Source organism: Streptomyces sp. cg40 (assembly GCF_050320165.1).
Lineage (GTDB): Bacteria > Actinomycetota > Actinomycetes > Streptomycetales > Streptomycetaceae > Streptomyces > Streptomyces hokutonensis.
This window is the reverse complement of record NZ_CP190128.1, coordinates 8,732,707-8,755,524: the sequence shown is the minus strand read 5'-3', so window position 1 is coordinate 8,755,524 and position 22,818 is coordinate 8,732,707. Positions and strand designations below refer to the sequence as shown.

Sequence of the window (22,818 nt, the reverse complement as noted above, 5' to 3'; positions counted from 1 at the left end):
CGTGGCAATACAATATGGGATCAGTGGTACGACAGCCAAGGGGATTGCCGCGTCCGTCGAACGGTGCGTGGCCGAGGGCGTGTTGGGGCCGGAGGCCGCACTGCCCCCGGTACGGCGGCTCGCGGACGAGCTCGGGGTGAGTCCGGGCACGGTCGCCACCGCGTACAAGGAGTTGCGGCAGCGGGGCATCGTCGTCACGCGCGGGCGGGGCGGGACCGTGGTGGCGCAGGCTCCCTCGGTCGCGTCCCGGCGTCCGCCCCGGGTCCCGGAGGGGCTGCGGGATCTGGCCGGCGGGCACCCCGACCCGCTCTTCCTGCCCGCCTTGGTGCCGCCCTCGCGGCTGTCCCCGGGTGCGCGGTCGCACCGGTCGACGCCTCGGCTGGCGCGATTGGAGGAGGCCGTACGGGACTGGCTGAGACGCGACGGCGTGCCCGTGGAGCAGGTGACCTTCGCGCACGGTGCGCTGGATCTGATCGGGCGGCTGCTGTCGGTGGAGTTGCGGCCCGGGGACGCGGTGGCCATGGAGGATCCCGGATATCACCATCTGCTGGATCTGGTCACGGCGTTGGGGTTGCGGAGCGTGCCGGTCGCCGTGGACGACGAGGGTCTGCGTCCCGATGCGCTGCGCGTGGCGCTGCGGGCGGGTGTGCGTGCCGTGGTGTGCAGTCCCCGAGCGCAGAATCCGTACGGCGGCAGCTTCTCGGCCGCGCGCCGTGACGCCCTGGTCGAGGTCTTCCGGGACGGGCCCGAGGTGCTCGTCGTGGAGAATGATCACGCGTCCGCCGTGGCGGGCGCTCCCCTGTTGTCGTTGGCTTCCGGTGGGTTGGCGCGCTGGGTGCATGTGCGGACGGTGAGCAAGTTCCTCGGCACCGACCTGCGGTGGGCCGCGGCTGCCTGCGATCGGACCACGCTGGCGCGGCACGACGGGCGGTTGCTGCTGACGTCCGGCTGGGTGAGTCATCTCCTCCAGGAGACCGTCCACGGGTTGATGACGGACGACGGCACGCGCGCGTTGGTCACGCGCGCTGAGGAGGCGTACGAAGTGCGCCGGGAGGCCCTCCGCACGGAGCTAGGCGGGCGGGGGATCACGGCGCACGGGGCGAGCGGGATGAATCTCTGGGTGCCGGTGCGGGACGAGTCCGCCGTGGTCAACGGGCTGCGGTCGTACGGCTGGTGGGTCGCCGCGGGGGCGCGGTTCCGGCTGGCGTCCGAGCCGGGGGTACGGATCTCCGTCGCCGAACTCGAAGCGGCCGACGCGGTACGGCTGGCCTCGGACTTCGCCGCCGTGCTCGGCGAGGGCGAGTCCGAGGCCACCTATGGAGGGTGATCGGCCGCTACGGGAGGGCGATCAGGCGCGTTTGCGTGCGAGGTCCTCGTAGAAGCTCAGCAGGTCGAGGTTGTCGATGGAGCCCGGGTTGACCGCCTTCTCCAACGGGGTGCCTTGAAGGAGGCGCTTGACGGGTACCTCGATGCGTTTTCCGGTGAGGGTGTGCGGGACGCCGGGGACCTCGATGACCTCGTCGGGGACGTGGCGCGGGGAGAGTTGTTCGCGGATCGTCTGCTTGATGCGGCCCAGGAGGGCGTCGTCCAGGACGGCTCCGGGGGCGAGGTGCACGAAGAGGGGCATCCAGTAGCCGCCGTCGGGCTGTTCGATGCCGATGACGAGGGACTCCCTGATCTCCGGGAGCCGTTCGACGGCTTCGTAGATGTCGGCCGAACCCATGCGCACGCCTTGGCGGTTGAGCGTGGAGTCGGAGCGGCCGTGGATGACGACGGAGCCCCGGGAGGTGACCGTGATCCAGTCGCCGTGGCGCCACACTCCGGGGTAGGTGTCGAAGTAGCTGTCGTGGTAGCGGGTGCCTTCGGGGTCGTTCCAGAAGTAGATCGGCATGGACGGCATGGGGTTGGTGACGACGAGTTCGCCGACCTCGTCGACCAAGGGGGCGCCGTTCGGGTCCCAGGACTGAAGGTCGGTGCCCAGGCCGGGGGCCTGGAGTTCGCCGATGTACACCGGGAGGGTCGGTACGGCTCCTGCGAAGCAGGAGCAGACGTCCGTGCCGCCGCTGACCGAGGCGATCCACAGGTCGTCGCGGACCTCGTCGTGCAGCCAGCGGAACCCGTCCGGGGGCAGGGGTGATCCGGTGGTGGCGACGCACCGCACCTTGGAGAGGTCGAAATCGTGGGACGGGTGCACGCCGGCCTTTCGGCAGGCCATGACGTACGCGGCCGAGGTGCCGTAGAGGGTCGCTCCGGTGCGTTCGGCGATGCGCCACTGGGCGGCCGTGTCGGGGTACCCGGGGCTGCCGTCGTAGAGGACGATCGTCGTGCCGGTCAGGAGGCCGGAGACGAGGAAGTTCCACATCATCCAGCCGGTGGACGTGTACCAGAAGAAGCGGTCCTCGGGGCCCAGGTCGCAGTGCAGGCCGAGTTGTTTGAGGTGTTCTACGAGGATGCCGCCCTGGGACTGGACGATGGCCTTGGGGAGGCCTGTCGTGCCCGAGGAGTAGAGCACCCAGAGGGGGTGTTCGAAGGGGACCTCTTCGAAGACGGGTTCCACGTCGGCCGAGGTGAGGGACGACCAGTCCAGGGCGCCTTCGGGGGCGTCGGTGCCCAGGAGGGGGATGTGGACCACCGCGCGGAGGGTGGGCAGTTCGCGGCGGAGTTCGGCGACCGTGTCGCGGCGGTCGTGCTCCTTGCCGCCGTAGCGGTAGCCGTCGACGGTGAACAGGACGACCGGTTCGACCTGTTGGAAGCGGTCGAGGACGCTGCGGGCGCCGAAGTCGGGGGCGCAGGACGTCCAGACGGCGCCCACAGCGGCTGTGGCGAGCAGGGCGACGACGGCCTGCGGGATGTTCGGGAGGTAGCCGCTGACGCGGTCTCCGGGGCGTACGCCGAGGGTGCGCAGTTCGGTGGCCAGGGAGCCGACCTGGCGGCGGAGCTCCGCCCAGGTGACCGGGGTCGGCTCGTGGGTCTCGTCGACGTACAGGAGGGCCGGTTCGTGGGCGCGGGTCGCGCTCGCGCGCAGGGCGTGCTCGGCGTAGTTGAGGGTCGCTCCGGGGAACCAGTGCGCGCCGGGCATCGAGCGTTCGCCGAGCACGCGCGCGTAGGGCGTCGAGAAGCGGACGTCGAACCACTCGGTGACGGCCTGCCAGAACGTGTCCAGTTCGTCGACGGACCAGCGGTGCAGTGCCGGGTAGCCGCCGTCGGCGGGGGCTCCGTGGTGTTCGGCCGCCCAGGCCTGGAACCTGGTGACCTGTGCCTGGGCGATGCGTTCCGGATCTGGCTGCCAGAGCGGCAGGGGGTTCGCGGTCGACATGGGGCGGCTCCCGGGACTGTGCGCGTCGTGTGCGTCGGTCGCGCACGTGCGGGGGTGTGCGCGTGACGCGGCTGACACGGACGATGCCATGTGATCGACTTCTGCACCAGGGCACGCTCCACATAGTCCGTGCCGTGAAGATGTGGTCCCACCACGGGTGAACGGAAGTTGAACGACGCGGTTATCCGGGGCTCGTAATGGCAGGGTGAGCAGCATGGATGGTCGTGACCTGGTGCGTTCGGTGAAGGTGGTCGGTTCAACGGGGGCGGCGCAGGGGTTGCGTACCGTACGGGCGGCGTGGCGCAGGAAGCGTGCCGACGCCACCGGGTTGCCCGCGCGCGGGGCCGAGCGGGCGCGTGTGCCGGGGCCGGTGCGGGACGCGGAGCCCGGGCCCGGTGGCGGGGTCATCCGGTTCGGCCGTTCCGAACTGCGCATCACCGTCGCCGTGAACGGGGCGGTCTTCTGGGGCTGGGACGGGGCCGCTCCGGAGCCCTCGTACGCGCTCGCCGGGCGGTGCCCCGAGCCGGACCCCCGGGCCGTTCTGGAGCCGGACAAGGACGGCGGCTGGCGGGTCGTGGCGGAGCGGGTGACGGTCGCGGTGTCGCGGCACGGCGCGGTCGAGGTGCGTACGCCCGGTGGTGTGACACTGCGCCGGGATCTGCCGCCGCGCTGGTGGGAGCCGGTGGGCGGGGGCACGGCGCGCTGGATGCAGCGGTCGGAGGTGGCCGCCGACGCCCGGTTCTTCGGGCTCGGCGGGCGCGCTTCGGGCCCGCGGCTGCGCGACGGGACGTACCGGCTGTGGAACACCGACCCAGGGCAGGCGTTCGGGCCGGGTGACGATCCGCTGTACATCACGATGCCGGTGCAGCTGGTGGTGGCCGACGCGGCCACGCATCTGGTGTTCCACGACACCTCCTGGGACGGCACGGTGACGCTGCGGGAGGGCGAGGAGGGTGCCGGTTCGGGGCACGACCGGGCGGGGGCGTCCGAGCTGCGGATGGACGGCGGTCCGCTGCGCTGCTGGGTGATCGTGGGCACTCCCGCGCGCGTGCTGCACGCCTGGGTGTCGCTGACCGGTGCTCCCGCGCTGCCGCCGGCGTGGGCACTGGGGCACCATCACGCGCGGTGGGGCTTCGGCAGCGAGCAGGAGGTGCGGCGGATCGTCGCCGGCTACCAGGAGCGCGGTCTGCCTCTGGACGCGGTCCATCTGGACATCGACCACTACGACGAGCACCAGGTGTTCACCGTCGACCATGAACGGTTCCCGAAACTTCCGGTGCTCGCCGAGGAGTTGCGGCGGGACGGCATCCGGCTGGTGTCGATCGTCGACCCGGCGGTGAAGGCCGAGCCCGGGAACGCCGTCTACGACAGTGGCACCGCCGAGGACGCCTTCGTGCGGGACGCGTCGGGGCGGCTGGTGCGGGGCGTCGTATGGCCCGGGGAGGCGGTTTTCCCGGACTTCACGCACGCGCGTGTGCGGGAGTGGTGGGGCGGGCTCTACCAGGAGCGGCTCGCGCAGGGGTTCGCGGGTTTCTGGCACGACATGAACGAGCCCACGTCGTTCGCCGCCTTCGGGGAGTCGACGCTGCCGCGTTCGGCCCGGCACGACCTGGAGGGGCGTGGTGGTGACCATCGTGAGGCGCACAACGTGTACGCGCTGTGCATGGCCAGGGCGGCCTACGAGGCCTTGCGCGAACTGGCCCCCCAGGAGCGGCCGTTCCTCTTCTCGCGCTCCGGGTGGGCCGGGATGCAGGCCTACGGGGGCACCTGGTCCGGCGATGTGGCCACCGGCTGGCCGGGGCTGCGGGCCTCGCTGTCGCTGGTGATGGCGCTGGGGCTGTGCGGGGTGCCGTACTCGGGTCCGGACGTCGGCGGCTTCGACGGGAGTCCGTCGCCCGAGTTGTATCTGCGCTGGTTCCAACTGGGCGCGTATCTGCCGCTGTTCCGTACGCACGCGAGTCTGCGCGCGGGGCGTCGCGAGCCCTGGGAGTTCGGTGCCGACGTGCTGGAGCACGCGCGCGTGGCGCTCGTCGAGAGACGGCGGCTGCTGCCGTACTTCATGACGCTGGCGCATCTGGCGCGGCGGACCGGGGCGCCGTATGTGCGGCCCCTGTGGTGGGGCGCGCCGGAGGATCGCGCGCTACGGGAGTGCGAGGACGCCTTTCTGCTGGGCGACTGTCTCCTGGTGGCGCCGGTGCTCTGTCCGGGGTCGGACCGGCGTGCGGTGCAGCTGCCCAGGGGGCGTTGGTACGACACGGAGACGGAGCGGGCGTACGAGGGGCCGGCCCAGGTTCTCGTCGATGCCCCCTTGTCGCGGATTCCGGTGTTCGCGCGCGCGGGTGCCGTCCTGCCGGTGCGCGGTGCGGACGGCGGCCTTGAGCTGGAGGTGTGGGCGCCCGCCCGCGGGCGGACCGGGGGCGGGCTGGTGGTGCCGGACGCGGGCGACGGCTGGGACGAACCGGAGATCGAGCGGTACGTCGCCCGCTGGAAGGGCCGGCGGGTGGTCGTGGAGCGGGAGTCGGAGGACGGCGTGAGCGCGCCGTCCTGCCCCGTGCGGGTGCGCGGGCTGGGCGAGGGCTGACCTCAGATGTACCGGCCCTCGAACCAGGCCCTGACGGCCACGGAGTGGAGCGGGAAGGCGAGCTCCTCCGGCCTGCGCAGGAGGTGCCAGCCCTCCGTCTCGTCGGTGGCGGCGGACTTGGGCAGGGTCTCGACCGGGCGTTCGGGGAGGACGCCGAAGAGCAGGAGATGGCCGTCGGGCGAGCTGATGGCGTCGACGAGTCGTACGTCGCGGCTCGCGGCCTCGATGCCGGTCTCCTCCCTGAGTTCACGGACGAGGGCCTGCCGCCAGTCCTCGCGGTGGTCCACGTAGCCGCCCGGCAGGGCGACGCCTCCGCGCGCGGGGGCGACGGTTCGGGTGATGACGACCAGGGCGGTGCCCTTCGTGTCGTACACGGGCTGGAGTGCGACGGCGACGGGCAGTGGGTTGCGGTAGGCGACCGTGCCGCAGGCCGGGCAGGTGCGGGGCCAGCCGGAGACGCCCTCTCCGTAGGGCGATCCACAGCTCGAACAGTGGGAGTCCGGCGCGGAGTTGGGGACGGAGCCTTGAGTTTCGGACACCCGGCGGACTGTATCCGATCAAGCGGAGGGCGTCTTTCCGGGGGCCGTGCGCGGAACGGGAAACGGCCGGAACCACCCCCGTGGGCCCCGGCCGTCCCTCCCGGTATCACGACGCCGTAGGCGGCTCGATGGTTCACCGAAACGCCCTGCTCATTTTCCGTTGCCCGTGGCACACTTCTGACGTTCCGTCAGATCCAGTGCTGTGGAGGGACGTTGTCGCGGACACGCACACCTGTGGTCACCGATTGGTTCACCGGGGACGGGGACGGCTTCCGGCTGCTCGGCACGCGCTGTTCCGGGTGCGCCTCGGTCTTCTTCCCGCGTGAGGACGGCCATTGCCGCAATCCGGGCTGCCCGGGCGGCGACCTGGAGGAGGTCCCTCTGTCGCGGCGCGGCCGTGTCTGGTCGTACACGGACAGCCGGTACCGGCCGCCGTCACCGTATGTGAGCGATCCGGAACTTCCGTGGGAGCCGTACACGTTGATCGCTGTGGAGCTGGCGGCCGAGCGGATCGTGGTGCTGGGACAGGCGGTTCCCGGGATCACCGTCGCCGATCTGACGGTGGGCATGGAGGTGGAGGTCGTCCCCGGTGTGCTCGACGAGGACACCGAGACGACCTGGACGACCTGGCACTGGCGGCCTACGGGGGTGGCGGCATGACGGGGGACGTGGCGGTGCTCGGCGCGGGCATGCACCCCTGGGGCAAGTGGGGGCGGAGCTTCGTCGAGTACGGGACGGCGGCGGCCCGGGCGGCGCTCGCCGACGCCGGGCTGGAGTGGCGGCAGGTCGGCTCGATCGTCGGCGCGGACACGGTGCGTGGCGGGTACCCGGGGTATGTGGCGGGCGCGACGTTCGCGAAAGCGCTGGGCTGGCAGGGCGCCCGGGTGACGAGCGTGTACGCGGCGTGCGCGTCCGGGGCGCAGGCCGTCAACGCCGCGCGGGCGCAGATCCTTTCGGGGCTCGCGGACGTGGTGCTCGTCGTGGGCGCCGATGCCGCGCCCAAGGGGTTCTTCCGGCCGGCCGGCGGGGACCGGCACGACGATCCGGACTGGCTCCGCTTCCGGGTCCTGGGGGCGACGAACCCGACGTACTTCGGGCTGTACGCGCGCCGGCGGATGGCCCTCTATGGGGACACCCCGGAGGACTTCGCCCAGGTGAAGGTGAAGAACTCCGCCCCGGGCGCGCTGAATCCGTACGCCCGCTACCGCAAGCGGGTCTCCGCCGAGGAGGTCGCCGCCTCGGCGGTGGTCGCCGATCCGCTGCGGCTGCTCGACATCTGCGCCACCTCGGACGGCGGGGCCGCCCTGGTGCTGTCGAGCATGGAGTTCGCGCGCCGGCACGGTGCGTCGGACCCGGTGCGGATCCGCGCGGTGTCCACGGTGACGCCGCGCTACCCCAACACGGTGCTGGACCTACCGGACATCGCCACCGACTCCGCGGCGGGCGCGCCACCGCCGGACGAGACCTTCCGGGCGTCGATAGCCCGCGCGGCCTACGAGGAGGCGGGCCTCGGCCCCGAGGACCTCTCCCTGGCCGAGGTGTACGACCTGTCCACCGCCCTGGAGTTGCAGTGGTACGAGGATCTGCGCCTGTGCGCCGAGGGCGGGGGCGCCAAGCTGCTGCGGGAGGGCGCGACGGCCCTGGGCGGGCGCATACCGGTGAACGCCAGCGGTGGACTGGCCTCCTTCGGGGAGGCCGTGCCGGCCCAGGCGATCGCCCAGGTCTGCGAGTTGACCTGGCAGTTGAGGGGCGACGCGGGTGACCGGCAGGTCGCGGGGGCGCGGGTGGGGATCACCGTGAACCAGGGGCTGTTCGGGCACGGGTCGGCGGTGCTCGCGGTGCGGTGAGCGCGGAGTGCCGCCCCACCGGTGTGATCGGCCCGCACGGGCGCGTGAACGTCTTATGAACTGGGCCTGGGCGTACGCCGGTGGCGTCATCATGCTGCCGTGCGCTCCACGACGGACACTCTCCGCTTCGCCTTCCAGCCGGTGGTCAATCTGACCACCGGTGGAATCGCGGGCCTGGAGGTGCTTGTCCGCCCGGATTCCGGCGACATCCTGGCCGAGGCCCGCCGCGACCCCGAACTCGACGGCAAGCTGGCCGTGTTGGCGGTCCGCGCCGCCGCCCGCAAGGAGACACTGCTGCCGCTGCACATCAATGTGTTCGCGGGCACCCTCGCCGACCTGGGCGGGCTCACCGCGCTGCACAGCGCGGTCCGCGAGGCGGGACGGCTGCCGTGGGAGGTGACGGTCGACATCGTCCCGCCGTTCACGCACGTGCCGCGACGGGCGCTCCTGGAGGCGGTGTCCGCGTTGCGCGGCCAGGGGTTCCGGATCAGTGCCGACGGCGTCGGCGACGGTGACGTACCCCTGAGGCTGCTCACGGACCTCGCGCCTGACCTGGTGAAGCTCGACGCGTCGCTGCTGGAGCGGCCGGCCGCGGTGCGCGCGATGCGGACCCTGTGCGAGGAGTTGGGCGCCCTGCTGTCCGTGGAGGGGGTGGAGACCGAGGCACAGTGCGCTCAAGCCCGGGCGGCCGGGGCCCAGTTGGCGCAGGGCGAGCTGTTCGCGCCACCGACGAGGATCCCGGCCGCGGACGTATACGTTCCGCCCCGCACCCCCGGTCTCGCCATGACGCCGCCGTCGGGGCCGTGGGTGCGGGAGTTCGTGCGGCCCGCCGCGCTGCTTCCCGACACCGCGTCCGCCGGGCAGGTGCGGGCGCTGCTGACCGGCTCGCCCGATGTCTCCGGAGTGGTGCTCGTGGACCGGGACGGGGTGCCGGTCCGGTCGGTGCACCGGTCCCGCTTCCTGCTGTCGATGTCGGGGCGCTACGGCCACGCCCTGTACGCCGACCGGCCCGCGGCCAAGCTCGGGGACGTGCCGCGGACGGTCGGCGTGGACGCGACCGCCTGGGAGGTCCTGGACGTCGTCGCGGTCGGCGACGCGGACCGTACGTCGGACGACGTGGCGGTCGTCGACCGGTACGGGCGGTGTGTGGGCGTCGTACGACTGGCGGACCTGGTACGGGCGTTGGCCGAGACGCGGGTGGAGGAGGCGGCGGGTCTCAATCCGCTGACCAGGCTGCCCGGTTCGGACGCGATCACCGGTGAGGTGGACCGGCGGATCGCGGACGGGCTGACGTTCGCGCTGAGCTGGCTGGACGTCGACCATTTCAAGCAGGTCAACGACGGGGCCGGGTTCGCGGCGGGCGACGAGCTCATCCGCTCGGTCGGACGAGCGCTGCAGCCGACGGCGTCCGGGCACACGCGCGTGGGGCACATCGGCGGGGACGACTTCCTGGTGCTCACCGATCCGGAGGGGCTGCAACCGCTGGCCGCCGCCGTGCTGGAGGTGCCCTGGGCGGCCGGCGGCCGGGCCGTGACGCTGTCCCTGGCCACCGTGCTGTGCGTGCCGGGCAGCGTGACCGACCACCGGCAGGCGGCGGCGTCGCTGGCACCGCTGAAGCAGGCGGCGAAGGCGCTGGACGGCACGAGCTGGGTGCTGGGCCGGGCGGGCCTGGACGGATACGAGATCCTGTGCGGCGCCCCCACAGCGCCCGTACAGGCCTCCCGGACGACCGCGGGCCCGCACGGGCACTGAGCGGATCCGGCGGCGTCCTACGGGGCTCCAGGGGCCGTCAGGGCGGGTGTCACCGTTGCCGTCCGCGACCTTGACGCTCCTTCGGCACCGGTGAACACTTCCCGGTGTCGGTCGACATCGCCGTACATTCTCGGCGTACCAGGCACTGCGCCGCGCGGGCCGCACCCGCGCTCGGGCCCACTCCCCCATGGGCGATCTCGGCTGCGACGGCACGCTCGTCACGGACGCCGGGCGGGGCTCGGGACCCTCCCTGCCTTCGGCTGAAGTCGCCAAGGGAACCGCACCCTGCACGGAGGACCGGGGCCGACCGTCCCGGGCCCGGGCCTAGGAGCCGCCATGAGCAACGGAGACATATTCCTCGGTGAGGTCATCGGCACCGCGATCCTGATCCTCTTCGGCGCCGGCGTGGTCGCCGCCGTCGTACTGAACTACTCCAAGGCACAGAACTCCGGTTGGATCGTCATCGCCTTCGGATGGGGCTTCGGCGTGATGGCCGGGGCGTACACGGCAGCGCCGCTGTCCGGCGGGCAGCTGAATCCGGCGGTCACGATCGGCATCGCGATCGACACCGGGAAGTGGGACAAGGTCCCGCTCTACATCGCCGGGCAGATGGTCGGCGCCATGCTCGGCGCGGTGCTGTGCTGGCTGGTGTACTTCGCGCAGTTCCAGGCCAACGCCGAGGAGGAGATGGCGCAGCCCACGCTCGGGATCTTCTCCACCTCGCCCACGATCCGCAATGTCGTGGCGAACCTGATGACGGAGATCATCGCGACGATCGCGCTGGTCCTGCCGATCCTGGCCTTCGGGCTCACCAAGGGACTGGGCGAGTCCGGCACGGCGGTGCTGGTCGTGTCGTTCCTGGTGGTCGGCATCGGTCTGTCGCTCGGCGGGCCCACCGGGTACGCCATCAACCCGGCCCGCGACCTCGGACCCCGCATCGTCCACTCGCTGCTGCCGATCCCCAACAAGGGGACCTCGGACTGGAGTTACGCGTGGATCCCGGTGGTGGGACCGCTGATCGGCGGGGCGCTCGCCGGAGTCATCTTCAACGCAGCCTTCTGACAACAGTCTTCGAGCAGTCATCCGTAAGCAGCCCTCTGAAGGATCCGAAGGAAACGACAAAGGGGTCGTCATGACGGACAGGTTCGTCGCCGCAATCGACCAGGGCACCACCTCCAGCCGCTGCATCGTCTTCAACCAGGACGGCGCGATCGTCGCCGTCGACCAGCGCGAGCACCGCCAGATCTTCCCCAAGCCGGGCTGGGTGGAGCACGACGCCACCGAGATCTGGTCCAAGGTGCAGGCGGTGGTCGCCGGGGCGATCGCCAAGGCGGGACTCCGCGCCGACCAGCTCAGCGCGCTCGGCATCACCAACCAGCGGGAGACGACGGTCCTCTGGGACCGCGCCACCGGCAAACCCGTGCACAACGCCATCGTGTGGCAGGACACCCGCACCGCGGCCCTGTGCAAGCAACTGGGCGGCTCGGACGGGCCCGACCGGTTCCGCGAACAGACCGGACTCCCGCTCGCCAGCTACTTCTCCGGGCCCAAGGCGGCCTGGCTGCTCGACAACGTGCCCGGCCTCAGGGACCGCGCCGAACGCGGCGAGATCGCCTTCGGAACGATCGACTCCTGGCTGATCTGGAACCTCACCGGAGGCACCGACGGCGGCCGGCACGTCACCGACGTGACGAACGCCGGGCGCACCATGCTGATGAACCTGGAGACCCTCCAGTGGGACCCGTCCATCCTCGCCGCGATGAACGTGCCCGAGGCGGTCCTCCCCGAGATCAGGTCCTCGGCCGAGGTCTACGGCACCGCGGTCGGCCAACTCGCGGGCGTGCCCGTGGCGTCGGCCCTGGGCGACCAGCAGGCCGCCGTGTTCGGGCAGGCCTGCTACGACGTCGGCACCGCGAAGAACACGTACGGCACGGGCAGCTTCCTGCTGCTCAACACCGGGAACCGGCCGGTGCCTTCGAAGAACGGGCTCCTCACCACGATGGGCTACAAGATCGGCGACGAGGCGCCGGTCTACTGCCTGGAGGGATCGATAGCCATCACGGGCGCGCTCGTCCAGTGGTTCCGGGACCAGCTCGGCATCATCCGCAGTGCCGACGAGATCGAGCCCCTGGCCGAGAGCGTGGACGACAACGGCGGCGCGTACATCGTGCCCGCGTTCTCCGGGCTGTTCGCCCCCTACTGGCGTGCGGACGCGCGCGGTGTCGTCACCGGGCTGACCCGGTACGTCACGAAGGCGCACCTCGCGCGCGCGGTGCTGGAGGCGACGAGCTGGCAGACGCGGGAGGTCGTGGACGCCATGTTCCAGGACTCCGGGGTGCAGATCACCACCCTGAAGGTGGACGGCGGCATGACCAAGAACAACCTGCTGATGCAGCACCAGGCGGACGTGCTCGACGTACCGGTGATCCGGCCCAAGGTCTCCGAGACGACGTGCCTGGGCGCGGCCTACGCGGCCGGGCTCGCCACCGGTGTGTGGAACGGCCTGGACGAGCTGAAGTCGCACTGGCAGAAGGACGTCGAGTGGACGCCGTCCATGGAGTCCTCGGTGCGGGACCGCGAGTACCACAACTGGCGCAAGGCCGTGGAGAAGAGCTTCGGCTGGCTGGAGGAGGGCGACAACTAGGCACACGCGCGTGCGTGTTGATCGTGCCTGTTGATGAGGCACACGCGCGTGCGTCCTTCGAGGAGCTGCGGCTCGTACCCCGGTCGGCGGAGGTACGGGCCGCGCCCGCGTCAACTGGTGACGCTCTGGCGGCGCTTCGCGCCGTAGGCCATCGCGTGCTGGACGACCTCGATGAGGACCTCCTTGACCGAGGACCGGTCGCGCGCGTCGCACAGCATGAGCGGTACGTCCTGGTCGAGGTCCAGGGCCTGCCGTACGGTCTCCACCGGGTAAAGGGCGGCGCCCTCGAAGCAGTTGACGCCGACGACGAAGGGTATGGAGCGCCGCTCGAAGTAGTCGAGGGCGGCGAAGCAGTCCTCCAGGCGGCGGGTGTCGGCGAGTACGACGGCGCCGAGCGAGCCCTCGGAGAGCTCGTCCCACATGAACCAGAAGCGCTCCTGGCCCGGCGTGCCGAACAGGTAGAGCACCAGGTCCTCGCGCAGGGTGATGCGGCCGAAGTCCATGGCCACGGTGGTGGTGTGCTTGCCCTCCACACCACTGGTGTCGTCGACCGGACGTCCTGCCTCGGTGAGCAGTTCCTCCGTGCGCAGCGGCCTGATCTCGCTGACCGCGCCGACGAGGGTGGTCTTGCCCACGCCGAAGCCGCCGGCCACCAGGATCTTGAGCGTGACGGGCTCGACCGGAGGCTTGCCTCGCTCAGAACGCCCGAAGATCATCGATCTCTACTCCTGCTTGATGGGTGGGGCGGGTCGGATTCCGCGCCGTTCACAGCGCCCGGAGGCCGCTGATGACGTCGCGGAGAATACTCTCGTCGACCAGTTCGGCCGGGGGTACGGGCCGTGAGACATGGACGAGTTCCTCGTCCACGAGGTCTCCGATGAGGACCCGGATCACGCCGATGGGCAGGTCGAGTTCGGCGGCGAGTTCGGCGACCGACTGCGGGGCGTCACGGCACAGTCCGACGATGTCCACGTGCTCCGGGGACAGCGCCTGGTCCGCCTCGGAGTCGTCCGCCCGGGACTCCGCGACCACCACCGCGATCAGGTCGAGGCGGTGCTGTCCCGCACTGGTCGTACGGCCGCGCGTCATCGCGTACGGACGGACGACCGGTCCGGCCTCGTCGTCGAACCAGTGGCCTCTTCCCTGACCGTCTCTGCTCATGTCACTTCACTACCCGCCGGAGGACAGATCGGTGCGCGGAGCGGCGCCGAGATGCACACCGACCCGCTTCACGAGCAGTGTCATCTCGTAGGCGACCTGCCCGACGTCCGAGTCCGCGTCGGCGAGGACGGCGAGGCAGCTGCCGTCACCGGCGGCCGTCACGAACAGGAAGGCCTCGTCGAGCTCCACGACGGTCTGCCGCACGCTGCCCGCCTCGAAGTGCCGGCCGACGCCCTTGGCGAGGCTGTGGAAGCCGGAGGCCACCGCGGCCAGATGCTCGCTGTCCTCGCGGGTCAGATCCTGGGACACGCCGGTGGGCAGACCGTCGCCGGAGAGCACGATCGCCTTGCGGATGCTGGCGACGCGCTCGACGAGGTCGTCGAGGAGCCAGTTCAGCCCGCGCTGGTCGGTCGTGTCGTGGCCGGTCGCCTTTGGTGCGGTCATCGACCGTCCCCCTTAGTTCCTTGTGCTGTGCCGCCTTGGACGTCGTCGTCCTCGGCGTTCTCCTCGCGGCCACGCTGCCAGCCGCGCTGGAGCGAGGCCATGCGGCTGCGCACCTCGTCGGCGTCGCGCTCCACGACCTCCGCCGGGCTCGTGGTGCGCCGTTCGGGGTCCTTCTTCAGCTGCGGGGCCAGGTTGGCCTGGCGCACACGTCTGGGCAACGCCCCGGGGTCGGGCCCGGTTCCGCCCGGTGAGGAGTCGGGGTCGGGAATGCTGGACGCGATCTCGGCACGCCGGGTGCGTCTGGGCAGGGCGGGGGCCTCGGACGATTCGCCGAATCCGCGCCCCGGGGAAGTCTCGGCGCGCCCACCGGGCACGTCGGTACGGCGCCGTAGCGGCGTGTCTCCGCGCCGTCGGGCCGGCAGCGGCGGGCCCTCCGGGTCGGATCCGCCCGAGGCCGCGGGGAGGCCGTCGAAGCCGCTGTCCGAGGAATCTCCCGGCTCCCTTCGGGAGCGCTGTTCGACGACCGGACGTCCGTGGGAGCTCACCAGCTTGGGTGTCCGGCGACGGGGCAGCGGGAGCGGTTCGCCCCGGTGGGCGTCCGCATCTCCGCGCGGTCCGTCGTGGGCCTCGGAGACCGGCCGGCGCGGGTCCACGGGGCGGACGGGGGCGAGGTCGTCCCGGAGGCCCTGGCGGCGTGGGCGGAAGACCTCGCCGCGCTCGGCGTCCTCGTCGGCGAGGGCGTCCGGGAAGCCGGCGAGGGCGTCCAGGTCGACCGGGGCCTCCAGTTCGACCGGTCCGTCCAGGAGGGAGGGCGGAAGGCCGGGAAGCTTCACGGGCACTGGGGAGAGCGCGGAGCGCTGGCTCTCCTCGAACTCGGCCTCCTTCGTCGGCCGGGGCCGGTCGAGCCGGAAACCGATGCCGTTGGTGTCCGGGACCTCGTCGCTCAGCAGGGCGTCGGGGATGAACACGACGGCGGTCGTGCCGCCGTACGGGGAGGGCTGGAGCGAGACGCGGACGTTCTGCCGCTGGGCGAGCCGGCTGACCACGAACAGGCCGAGCCGGTCGGTGTCGGAGAGTTCGAACTCGGGTGTCTCGGCGAGCCGGAGGTTGGCGTCCAGGAGCGCGTCGGCCGCCATGCCGAGGCCTCGGTCGTGGATCTCCAGGGTGAAGCCGTTGGCGACCCGCTCCCCCAGGACCTGGACCGCGGTGTGCGGCGGGGAGAACACCGTGGCGTTCTCCAGGAGTTCGGCCACCAGGTGGGTGAGGTCCGCGACGGCCGGGCCGGTGACGGCGATGCGCGGCAGCCGGCGGACCTCGATGCGCTCGTAGTCCTCGACCTCGGCGACGGCCGCGCGGACGATGTCCATGAGCTGGACCGGCTTGCGCCACTGCCGGGACGGGGCGGCCCCGGAGAGGATCACCAGGCCCTCGGCATGGCGGCGCATACGGGTCGTCAGGTGGTCGAGGCGGAAAAGGTCGGCGAGTTCGTCGGTGTCCTCGGTCCTGCGCTCCATGGTGTCGAGCAGGGTGAGCTGCTTGTGCAGCAGGACCTGGCTGCGCCGGGCGAGGTTGACGAAGACCTCGGAGACACCGGAGCGCAACTCCGCCTGCTTTACGGCGGCTTCGACGGCGGCGCGCTGCAGAGTGTTGAGGGCCTGGCCAACCTCGCCGATCTCGTTGCGGTCGTACTCCAAGCGCGGGACCTCGGTCTCCACGTCGACGACTTCGCCGACGGACAGGCGGCGCATCACGCTGGGCAGCCGGACACCGGACGCCTCGTGGGCGTCCAGGCGGAGTTGGCGCAGGTCACGGATGAGGCCGCGGCCGATGCGCACGGACAGGAAGAGCGAGAGGAGCAGGGCGATCAGGCCGAGGACACCAGCGACGGCGGCCTTGAGGATGACGTTCATCGCGACGGGGCGGACGCGGTCCTGGTAGCGGTCGTTGGCCTGGTCGTCGAGGGTGCCGAGCTTGTCCAGCACGGCGCCGGCCGCGGTGTTCCAGGTCTGTGCGGTGACGTTGCGGGGCTCGCCCGACTCGGAGGAGGCGGCGGCCTGTTCGGCCACGCGGAGCGGGGCGCTGGCCGCGTTCTTCCAGAAGCGGTCGAAGTGGTCGCGCTCCGAGGCGGGCAGCAGCGGGAGATTGACGTCGTACATCAGGGTGCGCTGGGCCACCAGGTCGGAGACCGCGCGGGTCTCGTCCCGGGTGAGTTTGCCGACGATCAGCGACGAACCGAGCAACGCGTCCTCGCGGGAGAGGAGTTCACGCGCGCGGGCGAGGTTGACGAGGGCGCGGTACTGCTTGTCCATCTCCACGTTGTCGACGACGTGGAGGTTGGTCAGCAGCACGTAGCAGGGGTCTACCAGGCGGTTGTAGAGATCGAGGGCCTGGGCCCGGTTGACGGTGCCTTCGTCGACGCTGCGCCGCAGGGACTCCAGGCCGTCGAAGGCGTCGAGCACGGCGGCGACACGGCTGTCGGTGGTCTGGCCCATCGCGTCGCGGACGTCGGGGTTCCGGGCGTTCTTGCGGATCTTGGCGACGGCCGCGTCGGTCGCGGTGCGGCTGCGCTTCAGGTCGGTGAGGCCGTCGGCGGCGCGCGGGTCGGCCAGATAGACCAGCGACTGACGCCGTTCCTGTTGGATGACGCGGACGGTGTCCTCGGTGGGGTAGCCGATCTTCTCGACGACCGACGACACGTTGAACAGGTCTCCGGCCGCCCGGCCGGTGAGGACCGTGGCGAACGCCCAGATCGCGGTCAGCGACACGAGCGGCACGAGAAGGAGCGCCACGATCTTCCGGCGGATGGACTTCCCGCGAAAGCGCATGGCCTCCCCCAGCTGGACCCCCGCCGGCCGGGGGTACACATGTGCGTCAACAAACGGCGCGAGCCTACTACTGACACACAGGTAACTCGAAGAGCTGTCCGGAGCGTGAACTTCCGCACCAGGGACCGGACATGGGGAGGTGTCAGGGCATTACGGGAGATTGCCGCCCTGATTCCGCGACGTTCGCCGGACCTGACCGGATCGACCCAGTTGGCCAGTTGGCTGGAAATTTTCGTTCCTTGGGAATCTTCGTGGGATGTTGTTCGTCTTTCTCTACGGGATATGGGTGCGGAACCGGCCACAGGAGTCGCATCCACATCCGGGCGGCGTAAAACAGGGCAGGCCGGGCACCCACTGGGGAGCCGGAGTCTTCGGACTCGGGAGCGAGTGGTGTACCGGCGGTGGGGAGGACACGTTGATGGGCACGGCGGAGCGGCAAGAGACGCTTGAGGACGGCGTGACGGCGCGGTCGACGGGGGACGGCGAGGCTCCGGCGCGCTCGGGCGCACCGAAGGCGGCGGGGTCCGAGGGGCCGCGAGCGGCCCGCGCGGCAGCCGAACAGCAGGAGTACTACAGGCCATTGTGGATCGAGGAGCCCGCGCGCCGGCGCCGGCTGCCCGACCCGGTGCGTACGGCGGCGGTGCGGGCGGTGCTCATCATCGCCGTGACGCTGATCCAGGCGACGGTGGCCTTCCTGTGCACGATGGCCGGGTCCTGGCTGGCGTTCCCGATGGTGATCAGCAGCGTGGTCAGTACGGTGGTGGCCACCTGGGGCGTCCTCGACGTCTGGGTGACCCGCCAGATGTGGAACCAGCGCAATGGCGTCGTCTCGGAGCCCAGCAGCACGGCCCGGGCCCTCCGCCGCGAGCGGCGTCGGGCCCAGCGTCAGGCGAAGGCCACCCGGCGGACGCAGGAGCGGATAGCCCGCAAGGGCGGCACCGGGCAGCTGTCCCAGTCCCACTCCTGAGGTCCGCTCACGGACGACGTTTCCTACGGGGCGGTCGGCGCCGGTCGCTTGAACATCCGGGTCGCCGTGATCTCGCTGTGCACCGACTCCCCCTCTCCGGCGGGGGCCTGCTGCGGCAGTCCCGGCCTGAGATGTTCCTCCACGCTGATGTACTTGAGGCCGGCCCGCAGGTCGGCGTCGTTGCGCAGCCGGATGACCAGCGGGAACTCGGCCAGTGCCGTCGTGTCGAACAGACCGGTGGTGTACAGGAGTTGGACACCGAGCGCGTCGGACACGGCACGTTGCAGCTCCAGCAGATAGGTGGCGTTGGCCCGCCCGATGGGGTTGTCGAGGAAGAGCGTGCCGGCGTGCCGGTGCTTGTCGCGGCCCCGGTCGTTCGAGCGCAGGGCGGCCATCGTGCAGTACAGGGCGATGGCCGCGGTGAGCAGCTGACCGCCGGAGAAGACATCCCCCATCTGCCCGACGGGGACGCGCTCGGCACGCAGTACGGCGTCCGGCTTGAGGATCTCGACGGCGACGCCCTTGGGCTCAAGGGCGGCACCAACTCCCCGTAGCAGCAGGGACATTCCGTCGCGCCGCATGTCGGAGTTCTTCTTCACGGCGGCCCGGGTGGCCTCGTCGACGACCTCGCCGAGCCGCTCGGTCAGCGTGGCCTGGTCGGGCTCCTCGAAGCGGATGCGCAGGAACTCCTGCCCGGACCACTCGCCGAGCCCCTCCGGCAGCCGGGACAGCCGCTGCGCGGACCGCAGGGTGGCGAGCGCCGACTCGACGAGCCCGCGGAGCCGGTCCACGATCGAGTCGCGGTTGCGTTCCAATTGCGCCAACTCGTCGGTGAGCACCCGGAGTCGGGGCGCGAAGGCATCGGCCCACTTCTGCGCGTGCTCGGGCAGGGAGGACGCCGGCAGCTCACGGATCTGCTGCCGCGCGGGAGTCCGCACCTGCTCGTACCGCGTGGAGTTGGCGTGCCGCACGAGCACATCGCTCGCTTCCCGTACGGCGCCCTCGGCGGCGGAGAGGTCGGATGCGCAGCCGCGCAGCGAGCGGCGGGCCTCGGCCGCGGAGTGCCGGGCCTCCTCCAGGCTGCCCGGGTACGGCTCGGGCTCCTCCTGCTCCTCGTCCGAGGAGTGCTCGCGCAGCAGGTCCCGCAGCATCGCGGCGGTCTCGTCGAAGCTGCCGGCCCCGTCCTCGGCGGCCCGGTGGGCGTCGAGGAGTTCGGCGTGCGCCTCGCGGGCCTGGCCCAACGCGTCGGTGCGGGAGGCTAGTTCGGCCGTGGCGGTGCGCAGCAGGGCCTGGGCGTGCTCGGCGTCGCGCGGAACCAGCTCCTCGGCCAGCTCGGTGTGCGCCTCGCCGTCCTCGGGCGCGTGCCGCTCGGCCTCGCCGCGCAGCCGCCCGAGCTGCTCGCTCGCGTTCGACACCCGGGTCTCCAGCAGCTGCACCAGCTCCTCGGCGCGCGCCGCGGCGGCCTGCCGGGACGGCCCGTCGGAGCCGTCGGGCGACTCCAGCAACTGGGCCGCGCGGGTACGGACCTTGTTGCTGAGCCTGTCCAACTCGGCGATCGCCGCGCTCTCGTCGCTCTCCGCCCGCGCCTGCTCGGCCCGAAGGTCGGCGCCGACGCCGACCTTCTCGTAGAGCTGGGACGCGGCGCGATAGGCCTCGCGCAGGGCAGGCAGCGACGGCTTCGGAGCGTCGGGGCCGTCAGCCTGTACGTCGTCGGGGGCGCCTGCGATCTCGGAGCGCTCGGCGCGCAGCGCACGGGCCGTACGGCGGGCGTCGTCGGCCGCGCGCTGGGCGGCGCGGCGGTCCTCGTCGGCGGCGCGGGCGCGCTCCAGACAGGACTGGGCGCGGGCCTCCGACTCGGTTGCCTCGTCGGCGAGTTCACGCAGCTTGACCTGCCAGCCGGCGCGTTCGCGCAGCCGGAAGGCGAGTCCGGCGAGGGCGTCGGCGGCACGCCGGGCCTTCTGCGCGGTCTCCTGCCGCTCGTCGCGCGCCTGGGCGGCCTCGGCCGCGGCTTCGTCGGCCTCGGCCCGCAGGGTCCGCGCCTCGGCGAGCTCGGCCTCGGCCTCCTCGGCGAACGCGCGCGTGTCCTGCGCGGACTGCGCCAGCTCGACCAGCCGCCCGCTCGGACAGCCGGTGCGCCAGGAAGCGAGCCGCGCCGCCAGCTCCCGGTCCTTGCCGAGCCGGGCGGCGAGCGTGCGGATCTCCTCGTCCCGCTCGGTGGCCCGCGCGCGCAGCGCCTGCCGCTCCTCGTCGGCAGCGTGCTCGTCGTGCATGGCCGGGTTCGGCGGGACGAGGAATACGTCGGAAGAGAGGCCGTCCCCCGCGTCGGGTGCCGGGGTCGGGGCGAGCAGGGCCGCGGCCGTACCGACGGCGACGGCCGACCGGGGCAGCAGGGCCGCGTCGGTGAGCGCCTCGCGGGCACGCGCGTGCGTGTCCGGGTCGGTGATGATCACACCGTCGACCAGCTCGGGTCGGGCGGCCAGCACGCGCGCGTGGTCGACGGGGTCGACGGCCTGGGCGAGGTAGCGCCAGCCGGGCAGGGCCGGGATGCCGTGCTCTCCCAGGTACTCGACGGTGGCCAGCACGTCCGGGCCGGGCGGCAGCAGCCCGCCGTCTCCGAGCGCCCCGAGGATCCGGGCGTCGTCGGCAGCGGCGGTCCGCAGGTCGAAGAGCTGGCGCTCGCTGGAGGCGACCCCGTCGTCGAGCAGTTCGCGCAACTCGTCGGCGAAGCGGTCGAGTTCCTCGGGGGTGAGGGGACCTTCGGCGAGGGGGCGGGAGGGGTTGGCGGTGCCCGGGTGGGTGACGGGGGCGGTGTGAGTGGCCGAACTGCCGCTCGCCGCAACCTCGTTGGCCCCACGCGGCACGGGCACACCGCCAGCACCGCCAGCACCGCCAGCACCGGGCAGGCTCAGCAGCTCCGCGAGCCGCTCCTCCCCCGCCAGTCCCTCCGCGAGGCGCCGTTCCGCGTCGTAGGTCCGCTCGGCAGCGGTCGCCGCGTCGGACGCGCGGGCCGCCGTCAGCTCCGCGCGGGACTCCGCCGAAGCGGCCTCGCGGGCGTGCTCGGACGCCCGGCGGGATGCCTCGCGCGCGGTGTCCCAGGCCGCCACGGCGCTCTTCTCGGCGTCGCTCGCCGCGAGGGCCGCGCGTGCCGGGTCGGCGTCGGGGGCGCTGTCGTCGAGCCAGCCCGCGCGTACCGCCTCGGCGGTCTCCTGCTCGACCTCGGACAGACGTTGGCGCAGATGCCCGATCTCGCTGCGGGCGCGCTGTGCCTCGGTGGCGGCGGAGGTCGCGTCCCGGTGGGAGGTCTCGCCGACCTCCTGAAGTGCGGCGGAGCGCTCCTCGCCCTCGTTGGCGAGGTTCTCGGCGTTCTCCGCGGCCTCGTGCAGGGCTCGTACGAGATCGACGGCGGCCTTGGCGCGGGCGGCGAGCGCAGGTGCCGCGTCCCGCTCTGCCTCACGGATGGCGACGGCCACGCGCGCGGAGCGGTCGGCGGCGGCGCGGTGGCGCAGGACGGCCTCGGCGGCCTGCCAGGCGGAGTGCAGGGTGCGGGCGTCGGCGAGTTCGCGCTTCTGCGCAGCGGCGGACTTCTCGGTCGTGGCGAGTGCCAACGAGGCGTGCCGGTAGGCCAGTTCGGCGGCGATCAGCGCGCTGCGCTCGCGCGCTCCCTCGGAGTGGGTGACGGCGTACGCGGCGGCGGTGACCCGCTGGGCCAGGTCGGCGGCCCGCACCCGCTCCTGCGCGCCCCGCGCGGACAGCCGGCGGGCCAGGGTGCGGGTACGGCGCTCGGCGCCGGCGTGGATGTCACGCGCGCGTGCCCGTCCCTCGGCGGCCTCGACGATCCGGCCGAGCAGGTCCACGGAACCGGCCGTGAAGTCCCGCTCGGCGATCAGCTCGGCGCGTCGCCCCAGCTTGTTGCCGAAGCCGCCGACCAGGTCGGCGAGCCCGTCGGTGTCCCGGGTGTCGGTGACCGCGCGGAGCAGCAGGTCGGTGAAGTCGGAGTCCTTCTTGACCGCGAAGAGGCCGGCCGCCTCACCCTCGTCGGCGTTCATCTCCCGCTGGTAGCGGAAGAGTTCGGGGTCGAGGCCCAGGTCGCCCAGGTGCTCGATCCAGCGGTCGTGGATCTCCTCCCAGTGCACTTCGAGGTGCGGATACGCCTTGCCGGCCTCGGTGATGGCGTCCCGGAAGCCCTTCATGGTGCGCCGCCGGCCCTGCGCGCCGGACGCACCCTCCACGGGCGGCCGTACGGAAGTGGCCTCGGCGACGGGGAGGTTGTCCAGGCTGAGTCCCGGGCCGGGCCGGAACGAGTACCAGGCCTCGGCGAACTTCCGCGGGTCGTTGGAGACCTGGCGCCCCCGCCACTCGCTGACCTTGCCGACGACCACGCACTCGCCGGTCAGCGTGTGCTGCCACTCCAGGGCCACATGCCCGCAGTCGTCCGCGAGGAGGAACTTGCGCAGCACACCGGAGCTGGCGCCACCGAGTGTGTTGCGGTGTCCCGGCAGCATCACCGAGAAGATCAGCTTGAGCAGGACGGACTTGCCGCCGCCGTTCTCCAGGAAGAGCACCCCGGCGGGCGCGGGGCGGCGCGGCGGACCGACGGGCTCGTCCTCGAAGAACTCCGCCTGGGTGGGGGCGGGGTCGGGCACGGGCTTGCCCACGCCTCGCAGGTCAAGCACGGTGTCGGCGTAGCGCGCACCGGCGGGCCCGATGGAGTAGAGGCGGACCCGGGACAGCTCGTACATGGC

The 22,818-nt window shown here is 72.1% G+C and carries 15 protein-coding genes; 8 read left to right on the top strand and 7 right to left on the bottom strand.

The annotated features are described in order from the left end of the window. Position 1: 1 nt before the first annotated feature. Positions 2-1,327 (top strand): aminotransferase class I/II-fold pyridoxal phosphate-dependent enzyme, encoded by a 1,326-nt coding sequence (locus ACQHII_RS39585; RefSeq protein ID WP_427923755.1) that lies wholly within the window; start codon positions 2-4, stop codon positions 1,325-1,327. Between the two features lie 21 nt (positions 1,328-1,348). Here the strand turns inward: ACQHII_RS39585 and ACQHII_RS39580 are convergent, their stop codons facing one another. Beyond that, positions 1,349-3,316, bottom strand: a complete 1,968-nt coding sequence (locus tag ACQHII_RS39580; RefSeq protein WP_427923754.1) for an acetoacetate--CoA ligase — start codon at positions 3,314-3,316, stop codon at positions 1,349-1,351. A gap of 214 nt (positions 3,317-3,530) precedes the next feature. Here ACQHII_RS39580 and ACQHII_RS39575 point away from each other — a divergent pair, with 214 nt between their 5' ends. Then, positions 3,531-5,897: a glycoside hydrolase family 31 protein gene (locus ACQHII_RS39575; protein WP_427923753.1), complete on the top strand. Its 2,367-nt coding sequence runs from the start codon at positions 3,531-3,533 to the stop codon at positions 5,895-5,897. A 2-nt stretch (positions 5,898-5,899) separates the two neighbouring features. Here the strand turns inward: ACQHII_RS39575 and ACQHII_RS39570 are convergent, their stop codons facing one another. Then, entirely contained in the window at positions 5,900-6,436 is a 537-nt protein-coding gene (locus tag ACQHII_RS39570) for an NUDIX domain-containing protein (protein WP_019066496.1), read from the bottom strand. Between the two features lie 234 nt (positions 6,437-6,670). On the opposite strand from ACQHII_RS39570, the gene ACQHII_RS39565 reads away from it, so the two are divergent. The 5 genes from ACQHII_RS39565 to glpK all read left to right on the top strand — a co-directional run bounded on the left by ACQHII_RS39565 (position 6,671) and on the right by glpK (position 12,679). Further along, on the top strand, positions 6,671-7,096 hold the full coding sequence (locus ACQHII_RS39565; protein WP_427923751.1) for a Zn-ribbon domain-containing OB-fold protein: 426 nt from the start codon (positions 6,671-6,673) through the stop codon (positions 7,094-7,096). Then, positions 7,093-8,283 carry a lipid-transfer protein gene (locus ACQHII_RS39560; RefSeq protein WP_427923750.1) on the top strand — a complete coding sequence of 397 codons (1,191 nt, stop codon included), beginning with the start codon at positions 7,093-7,095 and terminating at the stop codon, positions 8,281-8,283. Before ACQHII_RS39565 ends, ACQHII_RS39560 begins: the two co-directional genes overlap by 4 nt. 99 nt (positions 8,284-8,382) lie before the next feature. Then, entirely contained in the window at positions 8,383-10,035 is a 1,653-nt protein-coding gene (locus ACQHII_RS39555) for an EAL domain-containing protein (RefSeq protein WP_427923749.1), read from the top strand. A gap of 336 nt (positions 10,036-10,371) precedes the next feature. Next, positions 10,372-11,097: an MIP/aquaporin family protein gene (locus ACQHII_RS39550; RefSeq protein WP_427923748.1), complete on the top strand. Its 726-nt coding sequence runs from the start codon at positions 10,372-10,374 to the stop codon at positions 11,095-11,097. Positions 11,098-11,167: 70 nt separating this feature from the next. Next, a complete protein-coding gene (gene glpK / locus ACQHII_RS39545; RefSeq protein ID WP_427923747.1) occupies positions 11,168-12,679 on the top strand; it encodes a glycerol kinase GlpK in 1,512 nt (503 codons plus the stop codon). Between the two features lie 110 nt (positions 12,680-12,789). Here glpK and ACQHII_RS39540 read toward each other — a convergent pair whose 3' ends face one another. The 4 genes from ACQHII_RS39540 to ACQHII_RS39525 are packed head-to-tail and all read right to left on the bottom strand — an operon-like array spanning position 12,790 to position 17,109. Then, the gene (locus ACQHII_RS39540) at positions 12,790-13,395 is read right to left on the bottom strand and encodes a GTP-binding protein (RefSeq protein ID WP_427923746.1); all 606 of its coding nucleotides are present in this window, start codon (positions 13,393-13,395) and stop codon (positions 12,790-12,792) included. 49 nt (positions 13,396-13,444) lie between these two features. Continuing rightward, positions 13,445-13,840 carry a DUF742 domain-containing protein gene (locus ACQHII_RS39535; RefSeq protein WP_362982697.1) on the bottom strand — a complete coding sequence of 132 codons (396 nt, stop codon included), beginning with the start codon at positions 13,838-13,840 and terminating at the stop codon, positions 13,445-13,447. A 9-nt stretch (positions 13,841-13,849) separates the two neighbouring features. Further along, positions 13,850-14,284: a roadblock/LC7 domain-containing protein gene (locus ACQHII_RS39530; RefSeq protein WP_093624343.1), complete on the bottom strand. Its 435-nt coding sequence runs from the start codon at positions 14,282-14,284 to the stop codon at positions 13,850-13,852. Next, complete coding sequence (locus ACQHII_RS39525; protein ID WP_427923745.1) at positions 14,281-17,109, bottom strand: nitrate- and nitrite sensing domain-containing protein; 2,829 nt, start codon at positions 17,107-17,109, stop codon at positions 14,281-14,283. Before ACQHII_RS39525 ends, ACQHII_RS39530 begins: the two co-directional genes overlap by 4 nt. 418 nt (positions 17,110-17,527) lie before the next feature. Between ACQHII_RS39525 and ACQHII_RS39520 the strand changes: the two genes are divergently transcribed. Continuing rightward, positions 17,528-18,076 (top strand): hypothetical protein, encoded by a 549-nt coding sequence (locus tag ACQHII_RS39520; RefSeq protein WP_427923744.1) that lies wholly within the window; start codon positions 17,528-17,530, stop codon positions 18,074-18,076. 23 nt (positions 18,077-18,099) lie between these two features. On the opposite strand, the gene ACQHII_RS39515 is transcribed toward ACQHII_RS39520, so the two are convergent. Continuing rightward, positions 18,100-22,815 carry a hypothetical protein gene (locus ACQHII_RS39515; RefSeq protein ID WP_427923743.1) on the bottom strand — a complete coding sequence of 1,572 codons (4,716 nt, stop codon included), beginning with the start codon at positions 22,813-22,815 and terminating at the stop codon, positions 18,100-18,102. Positions 22,816-22,818: the final 3 nt, after the last annotated feature.

What these genes read in the sequence shown, in the direction of transcription:
- ACQHII_RS39560 (WP_427923750.1), top strand. Translation starts at nt 7,093, where the DNA reads ATGACGGGGGACGTGGCGGTGCTCGGCGCGGGCATGCACCCCTGGGGC.
- ACQHII_RS39575 (WP_427923753.1), top strand. Translation starts at nt 3,531, where the DNA reads ATGGATGGTCGTGACCTGGTGCGTTCGGTGAAGGTGGTCGGTTCAACG.
- ACQHII_RS39580 (WP_427923754.1), bottom strand. Translation starts at nt 3,316, where the DNA reads ATGTCGACCGCGAACCCCCTGCCGCTCTGGCAGCCAGATCCGGAACGC.
- ACQHII_RS39535 (WP_362982697.1), bottom strand. Translation starts at nt 13,840, where the DNA reads ATGAGCAGAGACGGTCAGGGAAGAGGCCACTGGTTCGACGACGAGGCC.
- glpK (WP_427923747.1), top strand. Translation starts at nt 11,168, where the DNA reads ATGACGGACAGGTTCGTCGCCGCAATCGACCAGGGCACCACCTCCAGC.
- ACQHII_RS39550 (WP_427923748.1), top strand. Translation starts at nt 10,372, where the DNA reads ATGAGCAACGGAGACATATTCCTCGGTGAGGTCATCGGCACCGCGATC.
- ACQHII_RS39530 (WP_093624343.1), bottom strand. Translation starts at nt 14,284, where the DNA reads ATGACCGCACCAAAGGCGACCGGCCACGACACGACCGACCAGCGCGGG.
- ACQHII_RS39520 (WP_427923744.1), top strand. Translation starts at nt 17,528, where the DNA reads ATGGGCACGGCGGAGCGGCAAGAGACGCTTGAGGACGGCGTGACGGCG.
- ACQHII_RS39540 (WP_427923746.1), bottom strand. Translation starts at nt 13,395, where the DNA reads ATGATCTTCGGGCGTTCTGAGCGAGGCAAGCCTCCGGTCGAGCCCGTC.
- ACQHII_RS39515 (WP_427923743.1), bottom strand. Translation starts at nt 22,815, where the DNA reads ATGTACGAGCTGTCCCGGGTCCGCCTCTACTCCATCGGGCCCGCCGGT.
- ACQHII_RS39525 (WP_427923745.1), bottom strand. Translation starts at nt 17,109, where the DNA reads ATGCGCTTTCGCGGGAAGTCCATCCGCCGGAAGATCGTGGCGCTCCTT.